This is a genomic window from Spirosoma humi, assembly GCF_054776575.1.
Map to the genome: position 1 here is coordinate 1,150,715 of NZ_BAAHBR010000015.1, position 24,929 is coordinate 1,175,643.

Below are 24,929 nucleotides of genomic sequence, written 5' to 3' on the forward strand. Positions count from 1 at the left end.
TCCGCCAACGTTTTAGTACGAGTGACCACGTGTTGTTTCCGAATGTCCCGCTATTTTCGCACCATCCCCCTTCTACTATTTCCAGCCGTTCTTTCACTAACTGCTGGGCTGGTGTCATGCTCGCAATACAGTACCAAACCCGTTAGTAAAGGGTATCATAACCTGACGGCTCATTTTAATGCCTATGTCATTGCGCGGGATCAGATCAACCAGGCCGAACAAATCATCTTCAAATCAAGACAGGAGAATTACAACCAGTTGATGCCCATCCTTTTACCCGTCGACTCTATGGGTATCCAGTCGGTAAAGCCCCAGATTGACGATGCCATCAAGAAAGCCTCCCTTATTCCCGAGCGACATCAGAACAGCAAATGGCTCGATGACGCCTATATTCTGATTGGTCGGGCACGGCTGATCAAACAGGATTTACCCAATGCGATCGAAGTCTTCAAGTACGTCAACACCAAAGGAACTAACGAGGATGATAAACACACGGCACTGGTTGGCCTGATGCGAGCCTATATAGAAGGAAGTGACTACACGAATGCCCTGAATGTGGCCGAGTATCTGCGCAATCAACCTCTCAACAAGCCGAACACCCGCGACTTTTACTTGACTAAAGCTTATTTACACGAACGGCAGGGCGAGTACGCTATCGCTGCCGGTATTCTGGACGCTACATTTCCATTCCTGAAAAAAGGGGAGTCGACGGCACGGCTTCACCTGATTGCAGGCCAGTTATATGATCTGGTGGGTCAACCTGCCAAAGCCGTCGATCATTACCGGCGGGTGCTGAAATCCGGCCCTACCTACGATCAGTCGTTCTACGCAAACCTTTATGCTATCCAGAGCAATGGCCTGACGGGTGACCAGAAGCGAATTGCCCAATCGGCCGAAACGTTCGAGAATCTACTTAACGACCGAAAAAACGCTGATCTAAAAGACAAGGTTTATTACACCATGGGCTTGCTGGAAGCGCGTAGTGGCCGTACCGACAAAGCCATTACGTATTATAGCCAATCGATCCAGGCTGCCGGTGCCAATACGACTCAGGTTCCCTATACTTATCTAGAGATCGGTAAGTTGTATTTCGAAAAGAAAGCGGACTATAACCACGCGAAGGTGTATTACGACAGTGCGCTGGCTCTCCTGCCGAAACAATCGCCGGATTACGCAGCGCTGCTGAATCGCAAAAAAGTACTCGATGATTTTGTTCAGTACAAAACGACGATCCAGACCGACGATAGTTTGCTGGCTCTCTCCGCATTAGATGCCGCAGCGCTCGACCGGGTATTGGAAAAAGCCATTGCTCAACGCGAAAAAGAAGATAAAGCGCAGGCAGCTCTTGCGCAGCAGATCATAGATAAAGCAACGAACGGGACTGGTAGCACAATGCCGGGGGCAACGAATTCAAATCTACAACCGGCCGAACGCTGGGTTCTCTATAATCCAATTGCCCTGAGCCAGGGTAAGCAGGAATTTGCGGTACGTTGGGGAAACAGACCTCTCGAAGACAATTGGAGACGAAGTAACAAGGAAGCATCAGGAGCCATTGCGGCCGACAATAGCCCATTGAATGGAGTCTCACCCGCCAATTCGGTGAACCCAAACGCGCCTTTACAGCCCTCGGATGCAACGGTGGGTGGAATACCCGTAGCGTTGAATAGCCCTGCTGCTGGTCGGAAAACGCAGAAAGACGCGATGATGGCCAAAGTCCCTTTCACAAAAGAAGCCCAGGCACTGGCGAACCAACGTATCGAGAATGCGTTGTATAGGCTGGGTAAGCTGTACAAATTTGAACTCAATCAGCCTGCCGACGCGATTCCAACGTTTGAGCAACTGTTAACAAGATACCCGAATACGCTTCAGAAACCGGAAGTTTATTATCTGTTATACCTCTCCAATGAGCAGGTTGGTAAAACGTCTCCCTGGAAAGATAAGTTACTAGCCGAGTTTCCTAATACTTCCTATGCCCGTTTGACGGGAAAGGCAGCCGCTCATACAACCGATTCGGAAGCGCAGGTTCTGAAAACTTACACCGCTATTTATGAACTTTACAAGGCGAACAACAATGTCGAAGCACTTACCCGTGCGAATGCGGCTCTTGGCAGCTTTGCCGGAAGTCAGTTGGAGGACAAACTAGCTCTGTTACGACTCATGTTAGTCGGCAAGGTGAAAAGTGTAGACGACTACCGTCAGGCAATGAATGAATTTATTCGCGATTATCCGGGTAGCCAGTTGTTGCCCCACGTGAAGCAGATGCAGGCTGCCGCCGACCAGATGACGGCAAAAAGAAAATAAGTTTGTAGACTATAACCTCAAGGTTTCGGGTGCAACGTTTCATTACCGAAGGCGTGGCACGCATATAACTGATAAAAAAACGAATGATTGACTTTGCTCCTGGTCGTTACCGGAAGATAATCCGAAGCCTGTGGCGATTCTCGCTCCTAGGTGTTATTTTACTAGTCTTGTACATTCTGGCAGTTAGTTACAACTTTTTGTGGCTCTTTGGTGGCATGCCCAGTTTGAAAGCTCTCGAGAACCCGAAGAGCGAAGAAGCCTCTGAAGTATACACAGCCGATCACCAGTTACTTGGGAAATATTACGTCGAAAACCGGACACCCATTGAGATTTCGCAGGTATCGCCGAACGTAACCTCCGCGCTTCTGGCCACTGAAGACGCGCGTTTTATCAAACATTCCGGTATCGACCCACGATCGCTGTTTCGGGCGGTGAGCGGCTTCATTACCTTTAAGGATGCTTCCAGCTCGGGAGGAGGCAGTACACTGACCCAACAAACCGCAAAGAATCTGTTCGATACCCGTCAGGAGGAATTAAGGGGGGTGTTGGGCTATATACCTGTCGTTGGCCTGATCATCGCCAAAACGAAAGAATGGATTCTGGCAGTCCGTCTGGAACGAAATTACACCAAGCAGGAGGTGATGATGATGTATCTCAATACGGTTTCGTTTGGGAACAACACCTATGGGATCAAAACAGCGGCTAAAACTTACTTTAGCAAGGAACCCTGGAATCTGAATGTCGAGGAGGCCGCGCTTCTGGTGGGTATGCTCAAAAACCCTACCTTCTATAACCCACGCCTGTTCGAAGATCGTACGAGAGACCGGCGGAATGTAGTTTTGGGACAAATGAAAAAATATAAACTTCTGTCCCAGGAGCAGTTCCTTGCTTATAAGAACAAGCCGCTGAAACTTGACTTTAGTGTCGAGAATCAGAATACGGGTATGGCCGCTTATTTCAGATCTGTTATTCGGGATGATATCAAAAAATGGATCCGACAGTACAATGAAGAAAACCCAGGGGCCGATCTGGATCTGTATACCAGCGGTCTGAAAATTTATACCACCATCGACTCCCGCATGCAGGCTTATGCTGAAGAAGCCGTTATGACCAACATGCGCGATCAGCAGAAGAAGTTTTATGAGCACTGGCGGGGCCGGAATCCCTGGGTACAGAAAGACCCTCGAACCAAAAAATATAAAGAGATTCCTGGATTTATCGAGTCGGTAGCCCGCCGGACAATTCGGTATAAACAACTGAAGGCGGCTTACGGCGATGACGAGAAAGCAATCTGGCAGGAAATGCGAAAGCCTATTAAAATGAAGGTTTTTGTATACGGCGGCCGACGCAATGATAAAGATACGACAATGAGTCCGCTGGATTCCATTCGGTATTACAAGCGGCTGCTCAACACGGGCTTTATGTCTATGGACCCTCGCTATGGTTACGTAAAAGCCTGGGTCGGCGGCATCAATTTCAAGTACATGAAATTTGACCACGTTCGCCAGAGCCGACGCCAGCCGGGTTCTACCTTCAAGCCTTTTGTGTACCTGACGGCTATGGATCAGGGGTTTGTAACTCCCTGTAGCCATATAACGGATCAGCCAACCGTGTTTGCGCATGGTGAAGATAACAACAACGGGCCGCCTTGGATGCCCAAAAACTCGACAGGCCGTTATAGTGGCCAGAGTTTATCCCTTCGGGAAGCGTTGGGACAGTCGATCAACACGGTGAGCGCTCAATTGATTAAGAAGACCCGCGCAGCCGCCGTTATTAACTACGCTCACGACATGGGCATCGAAAGTAAGGATCTACCTGACAACCCAACGTTGTGCCTCGGCACGGGCGATGTATCAGTCTATGAGATGGTATCGGCTTATTGCGCTTTTGCCAATGGTGGTACCCGTGTTCGTCCTATGATGCTCATTCAAATCACGGATAAGAACGGAAATGTGCTGAAGAACTTCACTCCGGATGCTAAGCAGGTCATCAGCGCCAATCGAGCCTATGAAATGCTGCACCTGATGCGCGGAGCAGTCGAAGATCCGAATGGAACGGCCCAGCGGCTACGAACACAGTACAAGCTGCTGGAGGGTGGTAATGAGATTGCAGCCAAGACAGGAACCACATCCAATTATTCAGATGCCTGGTTTATGGGTATGACGCAGCACCTTGTTTCGGGGCTTTGGGTTGGTGGCGACGACAGACCCATCCACTTCAGAAACATCGAACTGGGGCAGGGTGGCCGACTTGCTATGCCCGCCTGGGCGATGTATATGCAGAAAATTTATAATGATCCGACCCTAACTCAATATAGACCGGAACCCTTCCGGAAGCCCAATAACTTTAAGATTGATTGTGGCGGCTACCATATCGATTCTTCGCAACGGTACATTCCGCCAAAGGTTGTACCGGAAGGAGAAGAAGAAATCTTACAATAAACAAAAAAGGCCAGCCAATCGCTGGCCTTTTTTGTTCGTCCTGGCAAGCAACCTTTAGCCTGTGTTGCTTGTTTTATAGTACTGAATCCTGGTAACAATAACACAATTAGTAGATGACCGATCAGGTCTATTTTATCGTATGCCCGAATTCGATTATAAGACGGAGTTAAGCAAGGTTCCTCACGAACCGGGCGTTTACCGGTACTTCGACGCCACTGGTGAAGTGATATATGTAGGGAAGGCAAAAGACCTTAAAAACCGCGTTAGCAGTTACTTCACAAATTCGAAAGGACACGATCGGAAAACGATACGATTGGTCAGTCAGATCCGAAAAATTGAGTTTACCATCGTCCATACTGAGTTTGACGCGCTGTTGCTCGAAAACCAGCTTATCAAACGATACCAGCCCAAGTTCAATATTCTGCTGCGGGATGATAAAACGTATCCATTCGTATGTGTCACCAATGAGCATTTCCCGCGTGTGATAACGACCCGGCGTATCGACCGGAAGCAAGGCACGTTTTATGGGCCCTTTGCCAATCTGAAGCCCATGTATACCGTGCTGGATATGTTTAGCCAACTATTTACGATTCGGACCTGCAACTATAACCTCGCGCCCGAAAACATCGAAGCGGGTAAATACAAAGTGTGTCTGGAATACCATATTGGCAACTGCAAAGGGCCATGTGAGGGTAAACAGGAAGAGGACGATTACAACAGCGACATAGAACAGATTCATCACATCCTGAAAGGTAACCTCAAGCCAGCGCAGGAATACTTCAAGGATCGAATGGTTGAAGCAGCCAACGACTTGGCGTTTGAACAGGCGCAGAAGTACAAGGAGAAAATGGACGTCCTGCAACGGTTTCAGAGTAAATCGACAGTCGTCAATCCTAAAATTGCGGACGCCGACGTGTTCTCAATTGCCTCCGATGAATCGGCGGCATACATCAATTTCATGAAAGTGGTGAATGGTACGATCGTTCAGGCGCATACCGTAGAAGTCAAGAAAAAGCTCGATGAGACTGATCCTGACTTACTGGCCATGATGATCATTGAATTTCGCAATCAGTATGGTAGCCCGGCAAAAGAAATTATTTCCAACATTCCCCTGGATGTCGATTTGAAGGCCGAAGTGACGGTTCCCCAGATCGGCGACAAGAAGAAGTTGTTGGACATGTCGTTGAAGAACGTGTTGTATTTCCGGCGCGAACGACAGGAACGAACAGCCGCTGAAGCAACCGCCAACGCCAGTAAAAAGGACCGTGTGCTCATTCGACTCAAGCAGGATTTACAACTAAAAACGCTGCCGAATCGAATCGAGTGTTTTGACAACTCCAACATTCAGGGTACGAATCCCGTATCAGCCATGGTCTGCTTTATCGGCGGAAAACCAGCGAACAAAGAATACCGGCACTTTTCCATAAAAACCGTTATTGGCCCCAACGACTTCGCCAGCATGTATGAAGTAGTCACCCGGCGTTATTCGCGCGTCTTGACCGAGGAAACAGGCCTACCCGATCTGATTGTCATTGACGGCGGTAAAGGCCAGTTGAGTGCCGCCTGCGACGCGCTCAAAGCACTGGATTTATACGGTAAAGTCCCGATTATAGGTATTGCCAAACGGCTAGAAGAAATCTACTTTCCGGAGGATAACCTTCCACTTTATATTGACAAAAAGTCGGAATCTCTCAAACTTATTCAACGCATCCGGGATGAAGCGCACCGCTTTGCCATTACTTACCACCGCGACAAACGCAGTCGTAACAGCCTGATTAGTGAGCTAGAAAATGTAGAAGGTGTGGGAAAGAAAACGGCGGCCAAATTGCTCAAGCATTTTAAAGGAGTAACGAAAATCCGGGAAGCCTCTCTCGACGAAGTTGCCGAAGTCGTTGGGAAAGATCGTGCGGATAAATTAAAACAGTATTTCGACACCATTGAGCAATAGTTAGAAATCCATTTTCTTCAACAACAAAAAGGCATCTGAGTTCTCAGATGCCTTTTGTGTTAGCCACTAACAGTGCTATTAATATTCCCAAAGACCATGCTCGGTTTCCATCAATTCGTATTCCGTCTGATACGATTTCAGCAAGCCTTCGCGGTCACCATACATTCCGACAAGATCCGTATCACCAGGGTTTGCCACTTTCGTAATCCGACCGTAAAATAACCGTAGGTCAAATGCATCGGCCAGGTTTTTGTGCTGGGCCTGATTTTGTGGGTTGTACCAGATAAACTTCTTCGGATCACTTCGGAACAGCTTATCCAGATCTTTGTACTTGAACGAAGCAATTGGTTTTTCGTAACCAGCCTGGTTTTTGTCGGCAGGTAGCAGCAAAGTCACTGTCTGCATATCATAGTACAAACGAGACCGTTTGCGATCAAAAATCCAGTCTTCTTTTACTTCAAGAATATTTAATTCTTTGGGAAAGTACTCATCACCAGAAAAAGCAGGAGCAGCAGCGACCGTGTCTTTTTTTACTTCCTCGATGACTGGAGCAGCAACGACTTTACCTTTTTTACCTTTCTTGGTACTGGCTACAGTCGATTTTTTCTTAGGCGCTCCCCAGCCATCGTCAGCTGGTTGAGCCGCTGCTTTCTTGGGTGTTCCCCAGCCATCATCAGCTGGTTTCTTCTTGTCTTTGGCAGGTGTACCCCAACCGTCGTCAGCACCAGCCGTTTTACCATCTTCCGTGAAACCGGCCGCTTTCTCCTCGGCAGATAACCCCCCGCCAGTGTTCGGAATCAGCATGTTTTCGTGAAATTTTTCCGCTGTAATCTTTGTCGTACACGAATCATTCGTATAGGCATCAATCAGTCCGGCTTTCACTGCATCGATCAGGTATTTGGATATCTCATTATTCTTTGAGAACATCGACTGATTCTGTTTCTCCTTCAGGTCAATTCGACGCCAAAGGGTCTTCTTCATCATAATGTCGTTGTCATTGATGGCACGAACAGAGTTTGCGTTTACACCCGTATTCGCCTTTTCCTGAGCCAGGGCTTCCCCCCCTGCCAGTGCCAGCGCAGCTACGGCGAGCACACCAGCATATCCTATCGATCTATTTTGTGTCATGGCTACTTGTTGTCAATTCAGATAGTTAACGGTCAATTAACCGCTTTAGTGCATCAATAAAGCGAAACCTGTACAAGCGTATTACCCATCGGTACGTCACTAACTTCACCTCTGAAATTTTGACGTTGTACACCTTCAACCTGAATCACAAGCCGGTCACCAGGCTGTGCCTCAGCCGCTAATGAAGCAATGGAACCACCACCTGGACCAACCGTTACGAAGGTTACCCGCTTTGTACCCCGTACCAGTGACACAGTAGCGCCCGTTGTACGGAATTTAGCGTCGTCTGGTGAGTAAGCCGCAAAGCTAGGATCAGGAATTGCCTGAATCCGCACGCTACGGGCAGACGATACAGGAACACCCCGTGGGTCACTGGCACGCGTACCACCGACAGCTACTTCTAAGGTTGGGCGAGGTACTTTATTGACCCGGAAACGCTCGGTGCCCAGCAAGCTACCTGAATTACTGATGTTCAATGAAACGTTCGCTGAACTTGGCACAACGGTAATCTTTCCTTTCTCTCCCGATGATACAACTGATGCACCATCTGCCGAGAAACTTGGATTCCATAAAGCCCCTAATTGAGGACTCTGAATGCTCAGTTTGTTTGCACAACCCAAATATAGAGGAGGCATCGTACCCGTTTCAATCTGATAAGATGGTTTAGCCACGTAATATTCAGCCGATAAAGGAACGGTTTTCAAACCTGCTGCTGTCTGGTAAGCAATGGATCCGGTCAATGTCCGGCGTGCCAGACCATTTTTATCATACGCACCACCCTGGGCCGTAAATTCAATAAGGCCCTGCCCATCCTGAACGCGAACCGCTCCCCCATTCAGGCTCATCCGGGGTTGAATACCCGACGATGAAGCAGCCAGGAACATTTGTCCTTTGAACTTCGTACCTGCAACAACAACCTTTGAGTCCATGCTTAACATGGCAATGATTTTGTCGAACTTAACATCCTGCGCACCGACTTTGCTAGCCAGTACGTCCAGCACTTCACCTTCCAGACGACGAACATCAGCTTGCTTTTGACTGAGTACGGCCAACGCTGCGGGTACAGGTGTTTGGGCGAAGTTTAATTCGGCAAAATCTTTTCGCTTCTGGTCTGGAGAAAGGCTGGCAATAGGATCATCTTTCCCATCAAGCGCCATCGGAGCGTATTTATTTCCTGAAAGCCGGGAAAGGTCCTCCGTATATTTGTTTAGCTGATCTTTCAGCTTGAAAGCAGCCCCGTTGCGGTTGGTACCGATCATGAGCTGAGCAACTGATTCCTCTTCGCTTAGATTCTTGATATTACCGGACTCATCACGCCCACCACTCTCCGCGACAATTTGGTCTTTAATCTTGTCAAGCTCACCGCTCATGTCAGCCGTTAGTTTCCGTACTTCATCGGCTTGCTTCACGATAGCTAAATCTGCGGCCCGGTTACCAGACTTTTCAACCGTTGCCCGGATGTTATCGAATGTAGATTGGTTTACCTTGCTGACAGCGCCGGTCGACTGCTCCAGACTGTTGTTAATTAAAACGAATTTTTCCAGAATGGCCGACGTGACTTGCAGAGCCAGTAATGCGGTCAAAACCAGATACATCATCCCGATCATCTTCTGACGGGGTGTCTCTCTTGTGCCTGCCATAAACTATGGTAGTATAATAAAAAAGTTGTGGAAAGGCCGCCGTAGCGGTTATATGTACAGTTGGGGCAATGTAAGGCTAACGTTGTCAGTTACGAACGTTAAATTCGGTATCTGACAACGTTAGACTCGACAACATATTCAGAGTTAGTTACCGCGCATGGCTGTCAGCATGCTGCCATAAACGCCGTTCAATGAAGCTAGATTACCCGTTAATTTAGCCAGCTCGTTTTTAAACTGCTGTGTATCACGGCTTGCGTCACTCATGTTTTCCATAGCAGCGGAGAGGCTACCATAAAACGCGTTCATTGCTTTCAGATGCTTATTGGTATCCTGTAATTCCAGTTCATAAACAGCATTCAGAGCACCCATATTTTTGGTTACTTTCTGGAACTGATCACGGTAATCTTTCGCATCCGTTGTGGCATCCGCCATCGAGTTCATAGCCGTTATAGCCGTGCCATAAGACTTATTCATTTCGCCAATCGAGTTGGATGCCGCTTTAACGTTACGGGCATAATCATTAGTAGCCACGGTAGCGTCTGTGAGATCGGTCAACTTCGATACGGTTTCATTTAAGTTGCGGAACCCAGAACCTAAACGCTCAAAAACGTCTGGTGTTACCTTAGCCTGAGCCAGCATTTGATCCATGTTTCCTGTCAGACCATTTGCCTGGGGAGCAGGCTTACGAGCTTCTCCCTTATAATCATCAGCTAATTCAGGATAAACACGTTCCCAAGCATAGCCGTCATCTGCCGTAGCAGGCATGGTGAAGCTTTGAATGGCATACAGAATAAAAATAACGACTTCCGTTAGAAGGCCAGCTGTTAAAAGCCAACCGAATTGTTCATTGTGGGTAATTTTTGCCCAGGCTCCGGCAATTACGACGGCCGCTCCGGCACTATAGATGGTTGGTACTAAACGATCCCAAAAAAAACTTGAGGACTTTGCTGCTGCCATGATAAACTATTGTTGGTTGGAATAGGTAATTAACTCGGGTGGTACTGCTTTATTGTACTCGAAATGCTGATTACGTTTGGCTATCGCGCCTACGCTTTTTTGGCCGATGCTTTTTTGGGAGCTTTACTCTTGCCACCACCAACTCGTCCGGAAGCCGTACGACCTTCCAGGTTGTCCATAACACAGCGGAAACCAATGTAAGAACGTTTCTGGTCTTCGTATTCGTAATAGCGTGTACCTGTTTCCAGATAATAAGCGATGTCTTTCCAGGAACCCCCGCGAACTACTTTTCGTGGTTCATCGGCGTTCTGATTATCTGGGTTCATGTCCCAGACAATGGCATTCGTATTATCAGCGTAGGCATCTCGGCACCATTCAGCTACGTTACCAGCCATGTTATACAACCCGTAATCGTTTGGATTATAGGCCGTTGCTGGTGCTGTGTAGGGATAGCCATCTGCATCGAAATTACCACGCTGTGGCTTGAAGTTGGCAAGGTAACAGCCTTTACCGTTTGCTACATATGGGTTACCCCAAGGATATTTCGCGCCGTTTTTACCACCCCGTGCAGCCCACTCCCATTCGGCTTCTGATGGAAGCCGGAAACCAAACGATTTATAACCACCATCTTTTGTCCGGAAATCGTCGAGCGTATTGGTGCGCCACTTACAGAAATGCTTGGCAGCAATCCAACTCACACCAACGACAGGATACGTATCAAAGGCGGGGTGTCCATAGTAATGCTCAAGCATCGGATCACCGTTGTGATAAGTAAAGTCGTTTTTCCATACAGTCGTATCGGGGTAATATTTCGACATAATCTCCTCCTCGCCCAGCGTCGAAACGGAGTCAGCCAGCAGGGCATTTACATATTGCCGATACTCGTGGTTCGAGATTTCAGCATCGTCCATGTAAAATGAACTAATCGTTACCTGCCGATTCATGTTAATTTGCGTAGCGGCCACATCTTCGTCGGCCTGCCCCATAATAAACGAACCTGAGGGCACCAGGACCATTCCGAAGGGAGTTGGTTGTTTCCAGCCTTTACGCCCGGTAGCTGTGATCTCACCGTTTGTAACGCCTACTTCTCCTCCTTTACTACCACTACCGCCAAATTTTGACTTCAGAAAGCCACAACCTTGCAAAAGCAGTACGACTGCCGCGCCCATCACTACCCGGGTTGCGTTGACTGTTAACCAGTTATACTTCATCATTGTCGAACTTTTACCTTCTTCTTGTGCGAGACCAGACTAAAAACGAAAATCTGTTTGGTTATTGTATGTTAAATTCAGGTTCGGCGTATTTTCTCTGCATGATTTTTGTTGAACCAGACAATTCAGACGAAAACTCCAGCGAATCCCCCAAAATTAAGTTTCTCGCTGCAAACTGCCTAACAAGAATATTGCCAAAAAGCCGCTTTACGCTAAACTTAACCAAGAAATTAATTACTCTATGGACTATCTAGTATCGGAAACGTGGAGTCCTGATAATAGGCTTTTTTCGTACATCCGGTGCGGGCAACGCATAGGATAAGAGGATCTCGTGCGATGTCGGGCTTTTTACCTGACTGCCACTCGTAACAATATCCAACGCGTAACCAACTCTCAACGCGTTGTTTCGCATTAAGTTTATGCCAGCTGTGACCATTACCGCATCTTTTAACCGGTACCCCAGACCCGCCCAGATGCGGTTATCGTATGTACCCAGCAGATTCAAGGCAACTGTAGATCCTGGAAGACCAGCAGCTGTACTATACTGTACCAATACGGACGGTTGTAAATCTATATTGTAACCCATACCAAGCCGATAACCAGCCGTGAGGTAAGCTTTACTATCTGACGGATCCGTTAAACGATCAGCTACATAACTGTATTTAGCCTTGTTCAAGTGTGTCATACTAACACCAAGCCAATAATCGGTCGTATTATAATATACGCCTGCGCCAATATCCGGTTTGAATTGATTGATCCGGCCGCTGGGAAGCAGCGGATCTCCTGGATCGCCGGGGCGAAACTGATTGAAATCATAACCCCGATTAAACATACCAGCCTGAACTCCCAAAGACAGGGTTCCGTTTTTCAACGCGAGCCGGTAAGCATATGACACTTGTACGGCTTGATTAATGGATGGTCCGTATTTATCGTTCAACGCATAAATACCAATACCGCTCTTGATTCGGGCCAGTGGCATATTGAACGACAGCATCTGGGTGCTTTGCGCGGCACTTTCGTCGCCTGTACCGCTGGTCTGATAACCCAGGTATTGTGTCCGTTGTATAATTTGAATGCGCGAAACCCCTTCCGACCCAGCTGCGGCCGGGTTGTAGTAAAGTGGGTTATACATGTATAGGCTGAATTGCGGATCCTGCTGGGCAAAGGCGGTGGGAGCCACAATCGTTAACAGGACAAAAGTAAAAACGTAGAGTGTGCGAATCATACGACCTGACCGAAATTCAGAACTACTGGCTGCAAATTAAACCAGCGCTCCGGTAAACAATATCACAGTTTACAACTAAACGCCTGCAAGGCCAAATTATTTGCCTTAAATAAAGGCTAAATGCCGGACGTGAGGCTATTACTCGCTTCCGGCATTTCGCTTTTCGTATAACGGCTACGGTTTACTGATTGTTAGCCTTTTTTAGATACAGGTCCAGGGCTCCTGTCATTGACGGCGCATTGGGCAAAGGAGCTTCAATATCGAGTGTCAAGCCTGCTTCTTTAATCGCTTTGGCCGTTGTCGGGCCGAAAGCAGCCATGCGTGTGCCGTTCTGGTTGAAGTCCGGAAAGTTGCTTAACAGTGAACTGACACCCGATGGGCTAAAGAAAGCTATGATGTCGTAACTCTGAATATCGAGGTCTGATAAATCGGTCGGTACGGTATCGTACATGACGGCCTCCGTGAAGTGAAGACCGCTCGTATCCATAAATTCTGGAATATCGTTCCGCCGGATGTTTGAGCAGGGAAACAGAAACTTTTCGTTCTTGTGTTTCTTGATCAAATCAAATAATTCGGAAGCCGTCTTTGTCCCATTGAAAATCTTGCGTTTCCGGATGACGATATACTTCTGAAGGTAGTTGGCCGTTTGCTCTGAAATACAGAAGTACTTCATGTCGGCAGGTACTTCGACGCGCCCTTCCTGGCAGATCCGGAAAAAGTGGTCGATAGCATTCCGGCTGGTGAAAATAATGGCCGTATGCGCCAATATATTAATTTTCTGCCGCCTGAAATCCTTAAACGACTCGCCCTGAATTTGAATAAAGGGCCGGAAGTCGATTTGAAGATTGTACTTGCTAACTAAATCAAAATAAGGAGATTTCTCGTCGGCTGGTCGGGATTGGGTCACTAACATCCGGTTTACTTTCGTGAGCCGGTTTTCGGTGGATTGCATACTGGGTTCGTTCATTGAATCTCTACTGGGTTCAACAGCTAATTTTCACTTTTCAAGCATCTGGCAATACTTAAAACCGAATCTAGCTTACTTATCACTGACCACTTTTCCTCAAAGCGCAAAGCGCAAACCGATTATGAGTGGAATCAATTCAACGATGCAAAGGTACGAAAATAAATAAAGATTCTTGATAGGCTCCAAGCTTCGGATCACAAGGTAAAGGAGGATCAGGCGCGCCAGATAGAACCCGATTAATGGTAAAAGTAGCATGTTGGGCACCCACATTAACGTAGGTGCATTCAACTGAATGATGGATAGCAGGAGCGCCAGCGCCGTAAAAAACAATAATGACGACTGCAATATCTTAAAGTAATGAACATGGATTATATCCTGTAGTTTGTATAAACCACCCATCACTTCCAGCAAAACATACTTCCCGATGAGGCTTAAAAAAGTCACGCCACTAACCAGGAAAAACTCACCGATGAGCCAGCCAAAATGCTGTTCACCAAGCAGTAATGTCCGCGAAGCAAACACATCGAGGTTACGACTCTGTACGAAAATGATCAGGTAACCAACAATAAAGCTCAGGTTGAGCGTGAAGAGCATGTTCGTACTACTCAGCGGTCTGTTTATTAAAAACGACTCTTCCTGGGCTCGAAAAGATACTAAATCCTGTAAGCTGTAAAAGCGTAAAAAAGCCCGGTGATAAAGAGCAAACAGAAAAGCATGCGTGGCCAGCAAAAACAATAGGCCCATACTCAGAAAATTATCGTAAATCGTCTGCGGACGAGGCCGAACGCTCAAGTTATCGTCTCCCAGCACCACCTGTTTTTGCGTAGTAGACTTTGGGTAGCCGATCAGTACGCGCTTGTCATCGAGGCCGGGCGCCCCGTAAATAGTGAGGAAAATCTCGGGCTGACGATACACCCGAAACAAACTGTCAATGCTGAGTACTTGCCACCGGTCAGCGATAAGTTTGCGCTTGAGCGCAGCATTGATGAATAAATAGCCATCCCGTCTAGTAGAAATCAGCAGGCTGTAGTGCCGGTTGCTTTCCAGATCAACATAGGCACTTAAGGCCGTCTGACCCGCGTGTTGTTCAATTATGTAAGGGATATACGCTTTAGCCCCCTCGTCATACACCTGAAAATCGTCGCGAAAATCGTGGATGGGGTAATACCGCCCTTCGGGACCAACGCCCGTGACGCGGGTCTGGGCCGTAGCGGGGAAAAACAGAAAGAGCGAAAGAGCGAAAGAATGAAAGAGCGTTGCTATGGCTATCCTGCTCATTACATATCTTTTTATTCTTTCACTCTTTTGCTCTTTCACTCTTTCGCGCTTTTATTTCCCTAATGCCTTAAGCATCGTGTCGCCAATCAACGCGGGTGACTCCACGACATGGATACCACATTCCTGCATGATCGCCATTTTAGCTGCGGCCGTATCGTCAGCTCCGCCAACGATGGCGCCTGCATGGCCCATCCGACGTCCTTTCGGGGCCGTCTGACCAGCAATAAAGCCCACAACCGGTTTCCGGTTACCATCGGCTTTGATCCAGCGGGCGGCTTCGGCTTCCATACCGCCACCAATTTCACCGATCATAACGATGGCTTCGGTATCGGGATCGTTCATCAGCAGTTCGACAGCTTCTTTCGTCGTTGTCCCAATGATTGGGTCGCCCCCGATACCAATCGCGGTCGATTGGCCTAAACCGGCTTTCGTCAGTTGGTCAACCGCTTCGTAAGTCAGCGTACCTGATTTAGAGACGATACCAATGGTCCCTTTCTTGAAGATGAAACCAGGCATAATTCCCACTTTGCACTCCTCAGCCGTCATAACACCGGGGCAGTTTGGCCCAATCAGCCGAACGTCTTTACCAGACAGGTAATTTTTTACAGCGACCATGTCTTCCGTGGGGATACCTTCGGTGATGCAGATGATCACGTTGATACCCGCTTCGGCGGCCTCCATAATGGCATCGGCCGCAAAAGCCGGTGGCACAAAAATAATGGAAACATTGGCGCCGGCCTGCTCGACAGCCTGCTGAACCGTGTTAAATACGGGCCGGTCAAGGTGCGTCTGACCACCTTTGCCAGGTGTTACACCCCCAACAACGTTGGTGCCGTATTCAATCATCTGCTGGGCATGGAAACTGCCTTCCGAGCCGGTAAAGCCCTGGACGATAACTTTGGAGTCTTTGTTGACTAAAACGCTCATGACGGTTTGTAAATCGTTGGCGATACGGTTAATTGTCGGAAGAAGCCTGCAAACCAAAGTAGAACGTATTCCGCGAGGAATCACCTTCTTTTCTATTTGGCTTAATAGGCCTATTCCGCTTAAAAAGTTGGGCAAAAGTAGCCGAAACTTCGTAAATTACGTGATGATTTTTTCGCACATCCTTTCCGGCTCTATTTTGGCCGGGGCGGGCGTCGGAGTGTTCTGGCACTTTTTTGGACGCATTTCCCTGTTTAACCGGTTACTCTGGGGTTTCTTTCTGCTGACAACCTCCGTAGCAGCCCTCATTGGCGTTCTCCATTTCGCCGGCAACGAATCACTGGAACCACTACATCGATCCATGATCGTATTGGCTGATTCACTGGGTGTTGTGTGTGTGGTCACGGCCGTTTACGCCCTGCTGAACCAGCAGACGCTTACCCTGATTTCCTTCGTGACCACGGTGCTTTTCGGCTTATTTCTGTTCATAATCCTGTTGTTACCTACGGTTCGCGTATTTACGCCTATTGTGCCCTCTATGGGAATTTTGATACTTATGCTACTGGCTGTTTTTTCGCTTCTTCAGCGAAACAAGCGAGGGCTTTGGGTCGTTCTGGCTGCCATGATGATGGGGTTGGCTACGAAAGCAGACTCATTTGATGGCTTCATTCACCCAACTGATTTTTACCATTATGCTACCACACTGGCGTTATGGTTCTTTGGGAAAGCATCTGACTGGCGGGCGGGCGCCCGTAAATAACGAACAAGCGAATGATCTGGGCCTGAGATAAGTGAAAAGTTGCCTGACCGGCTAACCAATCGCTTGTCAAACCAGTTACTCAATCACTTGTTTTACGACCTATACTCAACGAACGTGGATTTATTGGAATTAGCTCATGACCCCGTCGAAACGGCCAAGGTAGCCCGATTGGTTTATATGAGCGATACGATGCCGGGAATTAGCCGGCAAAAGTCAAAGGATCAGTTCAGCTATGCCGATGTGCATGGCAAGCCCATTGACAATCCCGAAATGCTGGCCCGTATCCGCAGCCTGATGTTGCCGCCCGCCTGGGAAAATGTATGGATCAGCCCCAGGGCGAATGGCCATTTACAGGCAACGGGCATCGACACCAAAAACCGGAAGCAATATCGGTATCATGCCAAATGGAATGCGATTCGGAGCCAGACAAAATTCTTTCGGATGGTGGCTTTTGGCGAAGCCCTGCCCCTGCTCCGTAAACGACTGGCAAGCGATTTGAAGAAACCCGAGCTTTCACGCGATAAAGTGATTGCCATCGCCCTCAGTGTGATGGAGCAAACCCTAATCCGGGTAGGAAACGCGGCTTATGAGAAAGAATATGGCTCTTACGGCTTAACGACGCTCAAAGACCGGCACGTGAAGCTGGATGGCACAGAAGTGCGCTTTAGCTTCAAAGGGAAAAAAGGCATTTATCACGACATCACGCTGCATGATCGGCGGTTATCCGGCCTGGTAAAAGCATGCCGCGATATTCCGGGCAAGGAGTTGTTTCAATATTTTGACGAGAATGGGGATCGGCATCCAATCGACTCCGGCATGGTAAACGCTTACCTGCATGAAACCATGGGCGACGATTTCTCCGCAAAAGATTTCCGCACCTGGGCGGGCACGGTCAACGCGCTACGGCTTCTGGCCGAACTGGAACCCTGCGAGACCGACAAAGAACTGAAGAAAAACGTTAATACCGTTCTAGACGAAGTGTCGCATAAACTGGGCAATACCCGTACCGTTTGCCGGAAACACTATGTACATCCCCAAATTCTGGAAGCCTACGAGTGCCAGGATTTAAATCCCTACATTAAGCAAAAGGCCCGATTCAGGCAAAGTAGCCCGTACGGACTCGACGGCATTGAGAAACTACTGCTCAAGTTTCTGAAAGACCAAATCAAAAAGACGGTTGAAAAGTAACGTAAAATGGCGGACCGGGCTAGGTAAGAACCCACACCTGCATCCGCCATTTTACGTTACTTTTTTGTCTCCGGGGCATTATCCTTACGGATTTTGATGCCCCGATTAGTGGCCCACTCTTCCGCCTTGGCCGTTGCAATGGCGATGGCGCGTTGTTCTTCTGTGTCTTCGGCCAATAGGGCGTTGGCAATAGCGATAGCTTTGTTTCGAACTGGCGCCATAAAATTCTTCAACGAGACAGGATAGTCTTTCTTTGTCCAGGGCATATCGATCAGGCGTTAATGAGTTCGTACCAATTGGCTTAGCCAATACCTACCTTAACCAATTGACGCCTAAACCGATTGGACGGGTTATCTAACGGCCAAGCTCCTGCGTGATGGAGCTACTTAAGCGCAACAGTTCGATCTCAGCCGTCTTGGCATTGAACTCGGCATCGATCAAGCGAAGCTGGGCATCCAGCAGGTTGCGCTGTACATCCCGAAAGCCAACGGCGGTCAGCGTTCCCAAGCGGTAGCGATCGTAGGCGATATCTACGTTCTGAGTGGTAATTTTGAAATTCTGAATTTCGAGCGATAGCAGTTGTAAATTGGTCCTATACTGCTGATAAGTTTGCGTTAGTGCGAGATCCAGCTGTACGCGCTGGTCGTTGGCCTGGTACTCGGCCGACAGGGCATTGACGGCTGCCACCTGATTTAGCCGCCGTTGGTTAAACCCGTTAAAAATGGGCACCGACGCCTGAACCCCGTACGTAAAGCCGTTGTTTCTGGCCGTCGCCACAATCGTGTTACCGCCCTGGTTATTGGTGCTGGTGTATGAATAGCCCGACAACAGATTTAACGTGGGGAGCTGTTGTGCTTTGGCTAATTTTATATTCAGGTCAGCCACGCGCCTGCTCAAAACGGCGGCTGCCAGCAGGGGGTTATTGTTGATCAGTGATTCCCGCAGTTGGCCAAGCTCTAAATTCGAACGCACCAGAATAGTATCCCGTACGGCAAATTCAGTAACCGGGTCGCGAACCAAAAGGGTATTTAGCAGGATTTTGGCATTTGACAAGGCTAACTGTTGCGCGATCAGAGCGGCACTATCCACATTGTAGTCAACCTGAGCTGTCAGGTAATCGACTTTGGAGAAGCTCCCAACTTCAAAATTAGTTTTGGCAAGATCAAGCCGGTACTGCGATATATCCAGCGCCTGTCGTACGGCCATTAGGCGTTGCAACTGACGCACCACGTCATAATAGGCCGTTGACACACTGGCTACCGTTCCTTCAATATTGGCTCGGGTGTTCACTTCGCTGATCCGCACGAGTTCTTTCAGTTGATCGAGCACATAGAACGTAGCAAAGCCGTTGAAAATAGTCCAGTTAAAATTGATACCAACCGTTGTATTGCGGCTAATGACACCCGGCCGGTCACCTGGCTGGGTGGTAGGCGTTAAGAATGTCTGCCGTAAGTGCTGATTGGAGTTATTGTTGTTCAGGTTACCGGTTAGGCTAGGCAACATACCCGCATTGCCCAACGTGTTGTTATACACCGCTATCTGCTGCTGCGCCTGTGTTAATTTAATTTGATAATTTTGGGCAAGTGCCGTTCGAATGGCATCTCCCAATGTAACTACTTCTCCTTGCTGTACAATCGTAGAGTTCCGAAGGGCACGTTGTATTGGGGTTTGGGCGGGTTGAGTTTGCTGTTGCGCAAGAGCCGTAAAAGGGAGGAAAGCTAAAAGAAGGTAACTGCTGAGTTTCATCGAATATAGGTTAACAACGACACGTATAACAAAAGTAAGAGAATCTGCGATTGACTCAGTAGCTTATTAACTTTGAGTTATCTTGCATTTTTCATTAAGTCTCCATTATGCATCGTTTACTACTGTTAATATCTTTTCTGACCGCTCTTTTGGGTTGTTCGTCAAAAAAAAAGGCTGATTTATTCGTAAAAAACGCCCGCATCTACACCGCCGATTCAAGCTTTACCATCGCCGACGCGTTCGTGATCAGGGACGGCAAATTTCTGGACGTTGGTCAGGCCAGCACACTGGCCGGCGAGTATGAGGCCGATAGTACGGCCGATCTGGGTGGGCAGCCCGTTTATCCCGGCTTCTACGATCCTCATTCCCACTTCCTGGGTCTTGGCCAGGTACTTACCCAGGCCGATTTGGTGGGTACAAGCTCGTACGACGAGTTGCTTGACCGTTTGAAGGCATTTCGCCAGAAGCACCCGGAGGCCATGTGGCTCACAGGTCGGGGTTGGGATCAGAATGACTGGCCTGAAAAAACCTTCCCTACCAAAGAAAAACTGGATGCAGCTTTCCCCGATGTTCCCGTTGCGCTCATGCGGGTAGACGGCCACGCTTTGTTCGTCAATTCAAAAGCCCTGCGGCTGGCACAGGTAACGGCTGGTTCAACCTTACCAGGGGGCGAGGTCATCGTCCAGAATGGCCAGCCGACGGGCGTTTTAGTGGACAACGCCATGCAATTTATCAAGCGCGTGATCCCCCAGCCTGATCTGGCTGATAAAGCAACTATGTTGCTGGAAGCGCAGAAAGTTTGCGTATCGCTGGGATTGACTACCGTTTCTGACGCGGGCATTAGCCCCGATGAAATCAATCTGATCGACAGTCTGCAGAAGGCCTCCAAGCTGAAAATCCGCGATTATGCAATGATCAGCCTCGGCGAACCGAATCTAAACTATTTCCTCAAACGGGGGCCTTTTCAGACCGACCGCCTAACGGTAAAATCGTTTAAGCTGTATGCCGATGGAGCACTGGGCTCACGCGGTGCCTGTCTGCGACGTCCCTACAGCGACCGGCCTCAAACGGGGGGCTTCCTACTGCTCAGTCCATCGGAGCTGGAGCGTGTGACCAAGCTATTGTATGCATCAGACTTTCAGGCCAATACGCACTGTATCGGCGACTCAGCCAATCACCTGATGCTTGACCTCTACGGAAAACTGTTGAAGGGATCGAATGATCGGCGCTGGCGCATTGAACATGCCCAGGTTGTATCGGCCGACGATTTCTGGAAGTTTGGTAAGTATTCCATTATTCCATCGGTTCAGCCGACACATGCCACCTCCGATATGTACTGGGCCAGCGAGCGCCTGGGTCCCGTTCGCGTAAAAGGGGCTTATGCCTTTAAGGACCTTATGAAACAGAACGGACTGATTGCCTTTGGCAGCGACTTCCCGGTCGAAGCAGTCAATCCACTCTTTGGTTTTCATTCTGCCGTAGCTCGTCAGGATGCCAAAAACTTTCCGGCGGGTGGCTATCAGATGGAAAACGCCGTCGACCGTAAATCAGCCCTGCTGGCCATGACCCGCTGGGCCGCCTACGCCTGTTTTGAGGATCATTTGCGAGGCAGTATAGCCGCTGGCAAACAAGCCGATTTTGTTATACTCGACCGCGACATCATGACCGCACCCAACCCACAGTTGCGCCAGACAACAGTAAAACAAACCTGGATTGGTGGAGAACGCGTGTATTAAGCGTGATAAGTCAACATGGATAATTTATTTCTGTCATCCCGACGCAGGAGGGATCTTCGGTAGGAGGATAGTTCAAGATCCCTCCTGCGTCGGGATGACAGAAATAAATTATCCGATCTAATGTACCGCCATTACCTGATACACGAGCTTGTTAAACAGTGCGGTATCGTTGGCCTTGCGGCCGACCAGTACCGAAGCAATGGGCGATGCCGCCGAAACAGCGAAGTAGTCCACACCATCGACAGTTAGTTTACCAGCGCCAACGCTGATAAAAAATTTCCCTCGATCGGTAATGACGAGACTTCCGGGCTGAACCGTCTCATACATTTTGTCGACGCTGAGCTGGGTTAACTCACGTTCGAGCTTCTGGGCTTCGGCAAGTAGCTGCGCGTGACGGTCACGTTCGAGTTGGGCCATAGCCCGCCCGGTTTCATACTTATCGCCCGCGCTACTCTTCGACTCAGAATTGGCCGCTTCCTGAGCGGCTTCCATTGCCTCTCGAGCCGTGTCGATGCGTTTCTGTACGTACGTCTGGCACAGAGCAAATAAAGCCGCTTTCGTTTGTTGGGGTGTAGTTGTCAACTCGAAGATGGGTTTGGGTAAATGTTGTCTTTCTTACAGATGGTAATGACAACGTTAACCCCAAACAGGTTCATTAACCATGCGTTCTGTTTCCTCAGGCCGTGTCCTCACGGTCCGAGGAAACCACTGGCCAGATCTTCCGCTTGTGCTAACTAGAACTCCCCTTCTCCGGGCTCTTTGGTTTTCTTTTTAGCCTGATGCAGACGATAATTGAACGTCAGATTTAGTTGCCGCAAACGTCCCTGCGAACTGCTTTCGGTGTAAAAGTTAGCCCCTTCGGTAATGGACCGATAACGCCGGGAGTTGAACACATCGATAACATTGAGCACCAGCGTGCCGTTGTTGTGAAGCACATCCTTGCTCAGCGATAAATCCAGCGTGGCAATGGCCTGACGGGTGCCCTGGGGCGTCTTCTGGGGCGCTTCGTAGTTTCCCCGCAACTGGAAATCCGTACTTTTCAGAATCGTAAAGCGCGACATTAATCGCGTAAACCAGCTATACGTATCACTTTGATAACTGGCATCGAGGTTACCGCCATTGGTAACCGCCCGAAAAAAGTTTACACTCCCATCCAGTTTCCACCATTTATAAAGCGCATACGAACCCGTGAATTCAGCCCCATACGAATCCTCGGTTGCCAGATTCTCGGGGCGGGTCGTCGAATTCCCCTGGTCATCGACCCGGCGAATCCGAATGATTTTCCCCGTCGTGTGCCGGTAATAAACGGACGAACTCATCGACCCTTTCTCAACATATTTGATATGACCGACTTCAAACGCATTGGTGAATTCGGGATTCAGATCAGGATTCCCGCTGAAAAAATTCCGGTTATCGCTGAAGGTCATGAAGGGGCTTAGGTCATTGTACTGCGGCCGACGCACCCGACGGCTGTAACTGATCTGCAACGCATGCTGGCGGGGCAAATCGTAGGTTGCATGGACACTCGGAAACAAATTGGCGTAGCTGCGCGGATTAACGTCGTTCGTTTGTTTAAGCGTTGTCGTTACGTTTGTCCACTCCGCCCGAAGCCCCATTTGATACGAGAACTTACGAACCTTGTTACCAACAATCCCATACAAAGCATTGATTTTTTCGACGTACAAAAAATCATTGGTCAGGCCGGGCAAGGGCGTCCAGGTGTTGTCCGTATTTTGCTGGGTAACCGAATAATCATTCGTCATGTTGCGGGAGCTAACCCGTAAGCCCCCTTCCAGCTTTCCATCTTTGGCAAATGGCTTCACATAATCGACCTGTACCAGCAGTTGCTTCTCGGTTTCATCGTTGAGCGCCCGTTGCAATGTACTTGGGATCGTCGACGAATTCCCATCGGGCAATGAGGTTTTCTGAGCAAAAAACTGGTCCGACTTTTCCCAGTTGTCCAGGTACCGGACATCGGCGGTAAGTTCATGGCCTTCACGGGCAAATGTCTTTTTATAACTCACGACATACTCCGAGTTGGGCTCGGTTTCGGTTTCGTCCTGCGTTCGGCTCGTGATACTTTGCAGCACATCGTTCGTGTTGGTTTTATAGTCAAGGTATTGAATATCCGAAAAGCGTTTGCCTTTGCTGAGACGCCAGGTGTACGAAGCCGTGAGTATACTTTTAGGGTTGAAATAATAGTCAATACCCGCGCGGGCATTATTATTTTGGCCTTTCAGACTACTGGTTGAATTCTGCCGGTACACGAAGGTGGTATCGTTGCTATACACTTCCTGATAGAGCGAACTCCGGCCGGGTGTGTTGCGGAAGGAAGCCGTGTAATTGACAAAAAAGTTTAAATTTTTGCGTCGGTAGTTGATGTTGGCCGCAGCCCCAAAGTTGGTGGGATAACCCGTAATGACATCGAACGAGCCATTGAACCCCTCCTTTCGTTCTTTCTTCAATACGATGTTGATTACACCACCCATTCCTTCGGCCTCGTAGCGAGCCGATGGGTTGGTGATAACCTCTACCCGTTCAATCATGCTCCCCTGCAATTGTTGCAGGCCGCTTCCGCCCTTAAAACTCACCAGCCCGGATGGCTTTCCATCAATCAGAATCCGAACACTGTTGCTGCCCCGAAGGCTCACATTGCCATCTCCATCCACAGCCACCGACGGAATATTTTTCAGGATGTCGGAAGCCGTCCCCCCGGCATTGGCCAAGTCTTTCCCGACATTGAATATTCGTTTGTCCAGCGCCAACTCCATCTGACTCTTTTCTCCTCTGACAACTACTTCATCCAGCCGTTTGGCGCTGGCCACAAGTACGAGTGAACCGAGTTGCTTATCCTGCTCATCCACGTCGATAGCCGGTACTATTTTCTCGCGATAGGAGACAGCACTAACTTTGAGGTAATAACGACCCGGCCTGATTTGCAGCGCAAATACCCCCGACTCGTCGGCCACAACTCCGGTTATCAGCACAGAATCAGCCGTTCGGTGCAGGGCAACGGTCGTAAACGGAATTGGGGCTTTTTTCTCATCCACCAGCTTACCGCGGATCCAGGCCTGGCGGGAAGGTGTCGTTTGGGCCAGTAGTGCTGCGGGAAACAAAAGAAAGGCAAACAAGAAACCAGTAGTAAAGGTCTTGGGCATAGTTGGGCGTTCAAAGCGGGTAGATAAGAGCGGGCGGCTTCATTAAAACCGTATTTACTACGCAAAGGCAGAACGGACAATCATCTACCAGCGCAGGATTAATTTTCTATCGTGATTTCAGCTTTTTGATGATCGGGCAATGACAGGCCGCCGTCCGTTCGCGCAGCATGGGTGGAGTAAGACAAACGGACATTTGTCAAATCGGTTGAGAGCAACGAACTACAGCTTAGGCACCTTCACGTTTAAGTACAATTTTTCTTTTGTCTGAGGTGACAACATGCGTATGAAATGTGTCACATAGAAGACCCCTTATGCCTTCTT

18 protein-coding genes are annotated in these 24,929 nt (G+C 48.8%); 6 read left to right on the forward strand and 12 right to left on the reverse strand.

Features of this window, described 5'->3' with window-relative positions; genetic code table 11:
• The first annotated feature begins 42 nt into the window (after positions 1 to 42).
• From porW to uvrC, 3 genes are all read left to right on the forward strand, one after another.
• On the forward strand, positions 43 to 2,301 hold the full coding sequence (porW, locus tag ACYU8Y_RS21140) for a type IX secretion system periplasmic lipoprotein PorW/SprE (RefSeq protein ID WP_460940086.1): 2,259 nt from the start codon (positions 43 to 45) through the stop codon (positions 2,299 to 2,301).
• An 83-nt stretch (positions 2,302 to 2,384) separates the two neighbouring features.
• Positions 2,385 to 4,742, forward strand: a complete 2,358-nt coding sequence (locus ACYU8Y_RS21145; RefSeq protein WP_460940087.1) for a penicillin-binding protein 1A — start codon at positions 2,385 to 2,387, stop codon at positions 4,740 to 4,742.
• Positions 4,743 to 4,881: 139 nt separating this feature from the next.
• A complete protein-coding gene (gene uvrC / locus ACYU8Y_RS21150) occupies positions 4,882 to 6,690 on the forward strand; it encodes an excinuclease ABC subunit UvrC (RefSeq protein ID WP_460940088.1) in 1,809 nt (602 codons plus the stop codon).
• Between the two features lie 78 nt (positions 6,691 to 6,768).
• Here uvrC and porN read toward each other — a convergent pair whose 3' ends face one another.
• The 8 genes from porN to sucD all read right to left on the reverse strand — a co-directional run bounded on the left by porN (position 6,769) and on the right by sucD (position 16,023).
• Entirely contained in the window at positions 6,769 to 7,818 is a 1,050-nt protein-coding gene (porN, locus tag ACYU8Y_RS21155; protein WP_460940089.1) for a type IX secretion system ring subunit PorN/GldN, read from the reverse strand.
• A 53-nt stretch (positions 7,819 to 7,871) separates the two neighbouring features.
• Positions 7,872 to 9,458 (reverse strand): type IX secretion system motor protein PorM/GldM, encoded by a 1,587-nt coding sequence (gene porM / locus ACYU8Y_RS21160; RefSeq protein WP_460940090.1) that lies wholly within the window; start codon positions 9,456 to 9,458, stop codon positions 7,872 to 7,874.
• A gap of 144 nt (positions 9,459 to 9,602) precedes the next feature.
• The gene (gene porL, locus ACYU8Y_RS21165; protein WP_460940091.1) at positions 9,603 to 10,415 is read right to left on the reverse strand and encodes a type IX secretion system motor protein PorL/GldL; all 813 of its coding nucleotides are present in this window, start codon (positions 10,413 to 10,415) and stop codon (positions 9,603 to 9,605) included.
• Positions 10,416 to 10,504: 89 nt separating this feature from the next.
• Positions 10,505 to 11,629 carry a T9SS ring complex lipoprotein PorK/GldK gene (gene porK, locus ACYU8Y_RS21170; RefSeq protein ID WP_460940092.1) on the reverse strand — a complete coding sequence of 375 codons (1,125 nt, stop codon included), beginning with the start codon at positions 11,627 to 11,629 and terminating at the stop codon, positions 10,505 to 10,507.
• 247 nt (positions 11,630 to 11,876) lie between these two features.
• Positions 11,877 to 12,851 carry a PorP/SprF family type IX secretion system membrane protein gene (locus ACYU8Y_RS21175; protein WP_460940093.1) on the reverse strand — a complete coding sequence of 325 codons (975 nt, stop codon included), beginning with the start codon at positions 12,849 to 12,851 and terminating at the stop codon, positions 11,877 to 11,879.
• A gap of 181 nt (positions 12,852 to 13,032) precedes the next feature.
• Positions 13,033 to 13,818, reverse strand: a complete 786-nt coding sequence (locus tag ACYU8Y_RS21180) for a uroporphyrinogen-III synthase (protein ID WP_460940094.1) — start codon at positions 13,816 to 13,818, stop codon at positions 13,033 to 13,035.
• 96 nt (positions 13,819 to 13,914) lie between these two features.
• Entirely contained in the window at positions 13,915 to 15,096 is a 1,182-nt protein-coding gene (locus ACYU8Y_RS21185; RefSeq protein WP_460940095.1) for a DUF4271 domain-containing protein, read from the reverse strand.
• Between the two features lie 51 nt (positions 15,097 to 15,147).
• The gene (gene sucD / locus ACYU8Y_RS21190) at positions 15,148 to 16,023 is read right to left on the reverse strand and encodes a succinate--CoA ligase subunit alpha (RefSeq protein ID WP_460940096.1); all 876 of its coding nucleotides are present in this window, start codon (positions 16,021 to 16,023) and stop codon (positions 15,148 to 15,150) included.
• Between the two features lie 163 nt (positions 16,024 to 16,186).
• On the opposite strand from sucD, the gene ACYU8Y_RS21195 reads away from it, so the two are divergent.
• Positions 16,187 to 16,780, forward strand: a complete 594-nt coding sequence (locus ACYU8Y_RS21195; protein WP_460940097.1) for a DUF6962 family protein — start codon at positions 16,187 to 16,189, stop codon at positions 16,778 to 16,780.
• 114 nt (positions 16,781 to 16,894) lie between these two features.
• The gene (locus ACYU8Y_RS21200; protein ID WP_460940331.1) at positions 16,895 to 17,968 is read left to right on the forward strand and encodes a DNA topoisomerase IB; all 1,074 of its coding nucleotides are present in this window, start codon (positions 16,895 to 16,897) and stop codon (positions 17,966 to 17,968) included.
• A gap of 56 nt (positions 17,969 to 18,024) precedes the next feature.
• Here the strand turns inward: ACYU8Y_RS21200 and ACYU8Y_RS21205 are convergent, their stop codons facing one another.
• Positions 18,025 to 18,234 carry a DUF2188 domain-containing protein gene (locus ACYU8Y_RS21205; protein ID WP_460940098.1) on the reverse strand — a complete coding sequence of 70 codons (210 nt, stop codon included), beginning with the start codon at positions 18,232 to 18,234 and terminating at the stop codon, positions 18,025 to 18,027.
• A gap of 88 nt (positions 18,235 to 18,322) precedes the next feature.
• Positions 18,323 to 19,714 (reverse strand): TolC family protein, encoded by a 1,392-nt coding sequence (locus tag ACYU8Y_RS21210; protein WP_460940099.1) that lies wholly within the window; start codon positions 19,712 to 19,714, stop codon positions 18,323 to 18,325.
• A 107-nt stretch (positions 19,715 to 19,821) separates the two neighbouring features.
• On the opposite strand from ACYU8Y_RS21210, the gene ACYU8Y_RS21215 reads away from it, so the two are divergent.
• Positions 19,822 to 21,450, forward strand: coding sequence for an amidohydrolase (locus tag ACYU8Y_RS21215; protein ID WP_460940100.1), 1,629 nt, complete (start codon positions 19,822 to 19,824; stop codon positions 21,448 to 21,450).
• A 117-nt stretch (positions 21,451 to 21,567) separates the two neighbouring features.
• Here ACYU8Y_RS21215 and ACYU8Y_RS21220 read toward each other — a convergent pair whose 3' ends face one another.
• Both ACYU8Y_RS21220 and ACYU8Y_RS21225 read right to left on the reverse strand, forming a co-directional pair.
• Positions 21,568 to 22,032, reverse strand: a complete 465-nt coding sequence (locus tag ACYU8Y_RS21220) for a 3-oxoacyl-ACP synthase (protein WP_460940101.1) — start codon at positions 22,030 to 22,032, stop codon at positions 21,568 to 21,570.
• A 152-nt stretch (positions 22,033 to 22,184) separates the two neighbouring features.
• Positions 22,185 to 24,608, reverse strand: a complete 2,424-nt coding sequence (locus ACYU8Y_RS21225; RefSeq protein ID WP_460940103.1) for a TonB-dependent receptor domain-containing protein — start codon at positions 24,606 to 24,608, stop codon at positions 22,185 to 22,187.
• Positions 24,609 to 24,929: the final 321 nt, after the last annotated feature.

Bases quoted from the DNA above. Each gene is read 5' to 3' on its own strand.
- ACYU8Y_RS21215 (WP_460940100.1), top strand. From the start codon at position 19,822: ATGCATCGTTTACTACTGTTAATATCTTTTCTGACCGCTCTTTTGGGT.
- porK (WP_460940092.1), bottom strand. From the start codon at position 11,629: ATGATGAAGTATAACTGGTTAACAGTCAACGCAACCCGGGTAGTGATG.
- porL (WP_460940091.1), bottom strand. From the start codon at position 10,415: ATGGCAGCAGCAAAGTCCTCAAGTTTTTTTTGGGATCGTTTAGTACCA.
- porM (WP_460940090.1), bottom strand. From the start codon at position 9,458: ATGGCAGGCACAAGAGAGACACCCCGTCAGAAGATGATCGGGATGATG.
- porN (WP_460940089.1), bottom strand. From the start codon at position 7,818: ATGACACAAAATAGATCGATAGGATATGCTGGTGTGCTCGCCGTAGCT.
- ACYU8Y_RS21180 (WP_460940094.1), bottom strand. From the start codon at position 13,818: ATGAACGAACCCAGTATGCAATCCACCGAAAACCGGCTCACGAAAGTA.
- ACYU8Y_RS21210 (WP_460940099.1), bottom strand. From the start codon at position 19,714: ATGAAACTCAGCAGTTACCTTCTTTTAGCTTTCCTCCCTTTTACGGCT.
- uvrC (WP_460940088.1), top strand. From the start codon at position 4,882: ATGCCCGAATTCGATTATAAGACGGAGTTAAGCAAGGTTCCTCACGAA.
- ACYU8Y_RS21205 (WP_460940098.1), bottom strand. From the start codon at position 18,234: ATGCCCTGGACAAAGAAAGACTATCCTGTCTCGTTGAAGAATTTTATG.
- ACYU8Y_RS21175 (WP_460940093.1), bottom strand. From the start codon at position 12,851: ATGATTCGCACACTCTACGTTTTTACTTTTGTCCTGTTAACGATTGTG.
- ACYU8Y_RS21185 (WP_460940095.1), bottom strand. From the start codon at position 15,096: ATGAGCAGGATAGCCATAGCAACGCTCTTTCATTCTTTCGCTCTTTCG.
- ACYU8Y_RS21225 (WP_460940103.1), bottom strand. From the start codon at position 24,608: ATGCCCAAGACCTTTACTACTGGTTTCTTGTTTGCCTTTCTTTTGTTT.
- porW (WP_460940086.1), top strand. From the start codon at position 43: ATGTCCCGCTATTTTCGCACCATCCCCCTTCTACTATTTCCAGCCGTT.
- ACYU8Y_RS21145 (WP_460940087.1), top strand. From the start codon at position 2,385: ATGATTGACTTTGCTCCTGGTCGTTACCGGAAGATAATCCGAAGCCTG.
- sucD (WP_460940096.1), bottom strand. From the start codon at position 16,023: ATGAGCGTTTTAGTCAACAAAGACTCCAAAGTTATCGTCCAGGGCTTT.
- ACYU8Y_RS21195 (WP_460940097.1), top strand. From the start codon at position 16,187: ATGATTTTTTCGCACATCCTTTCCGGCTCTATTTTGGCCGGGGCGGGC.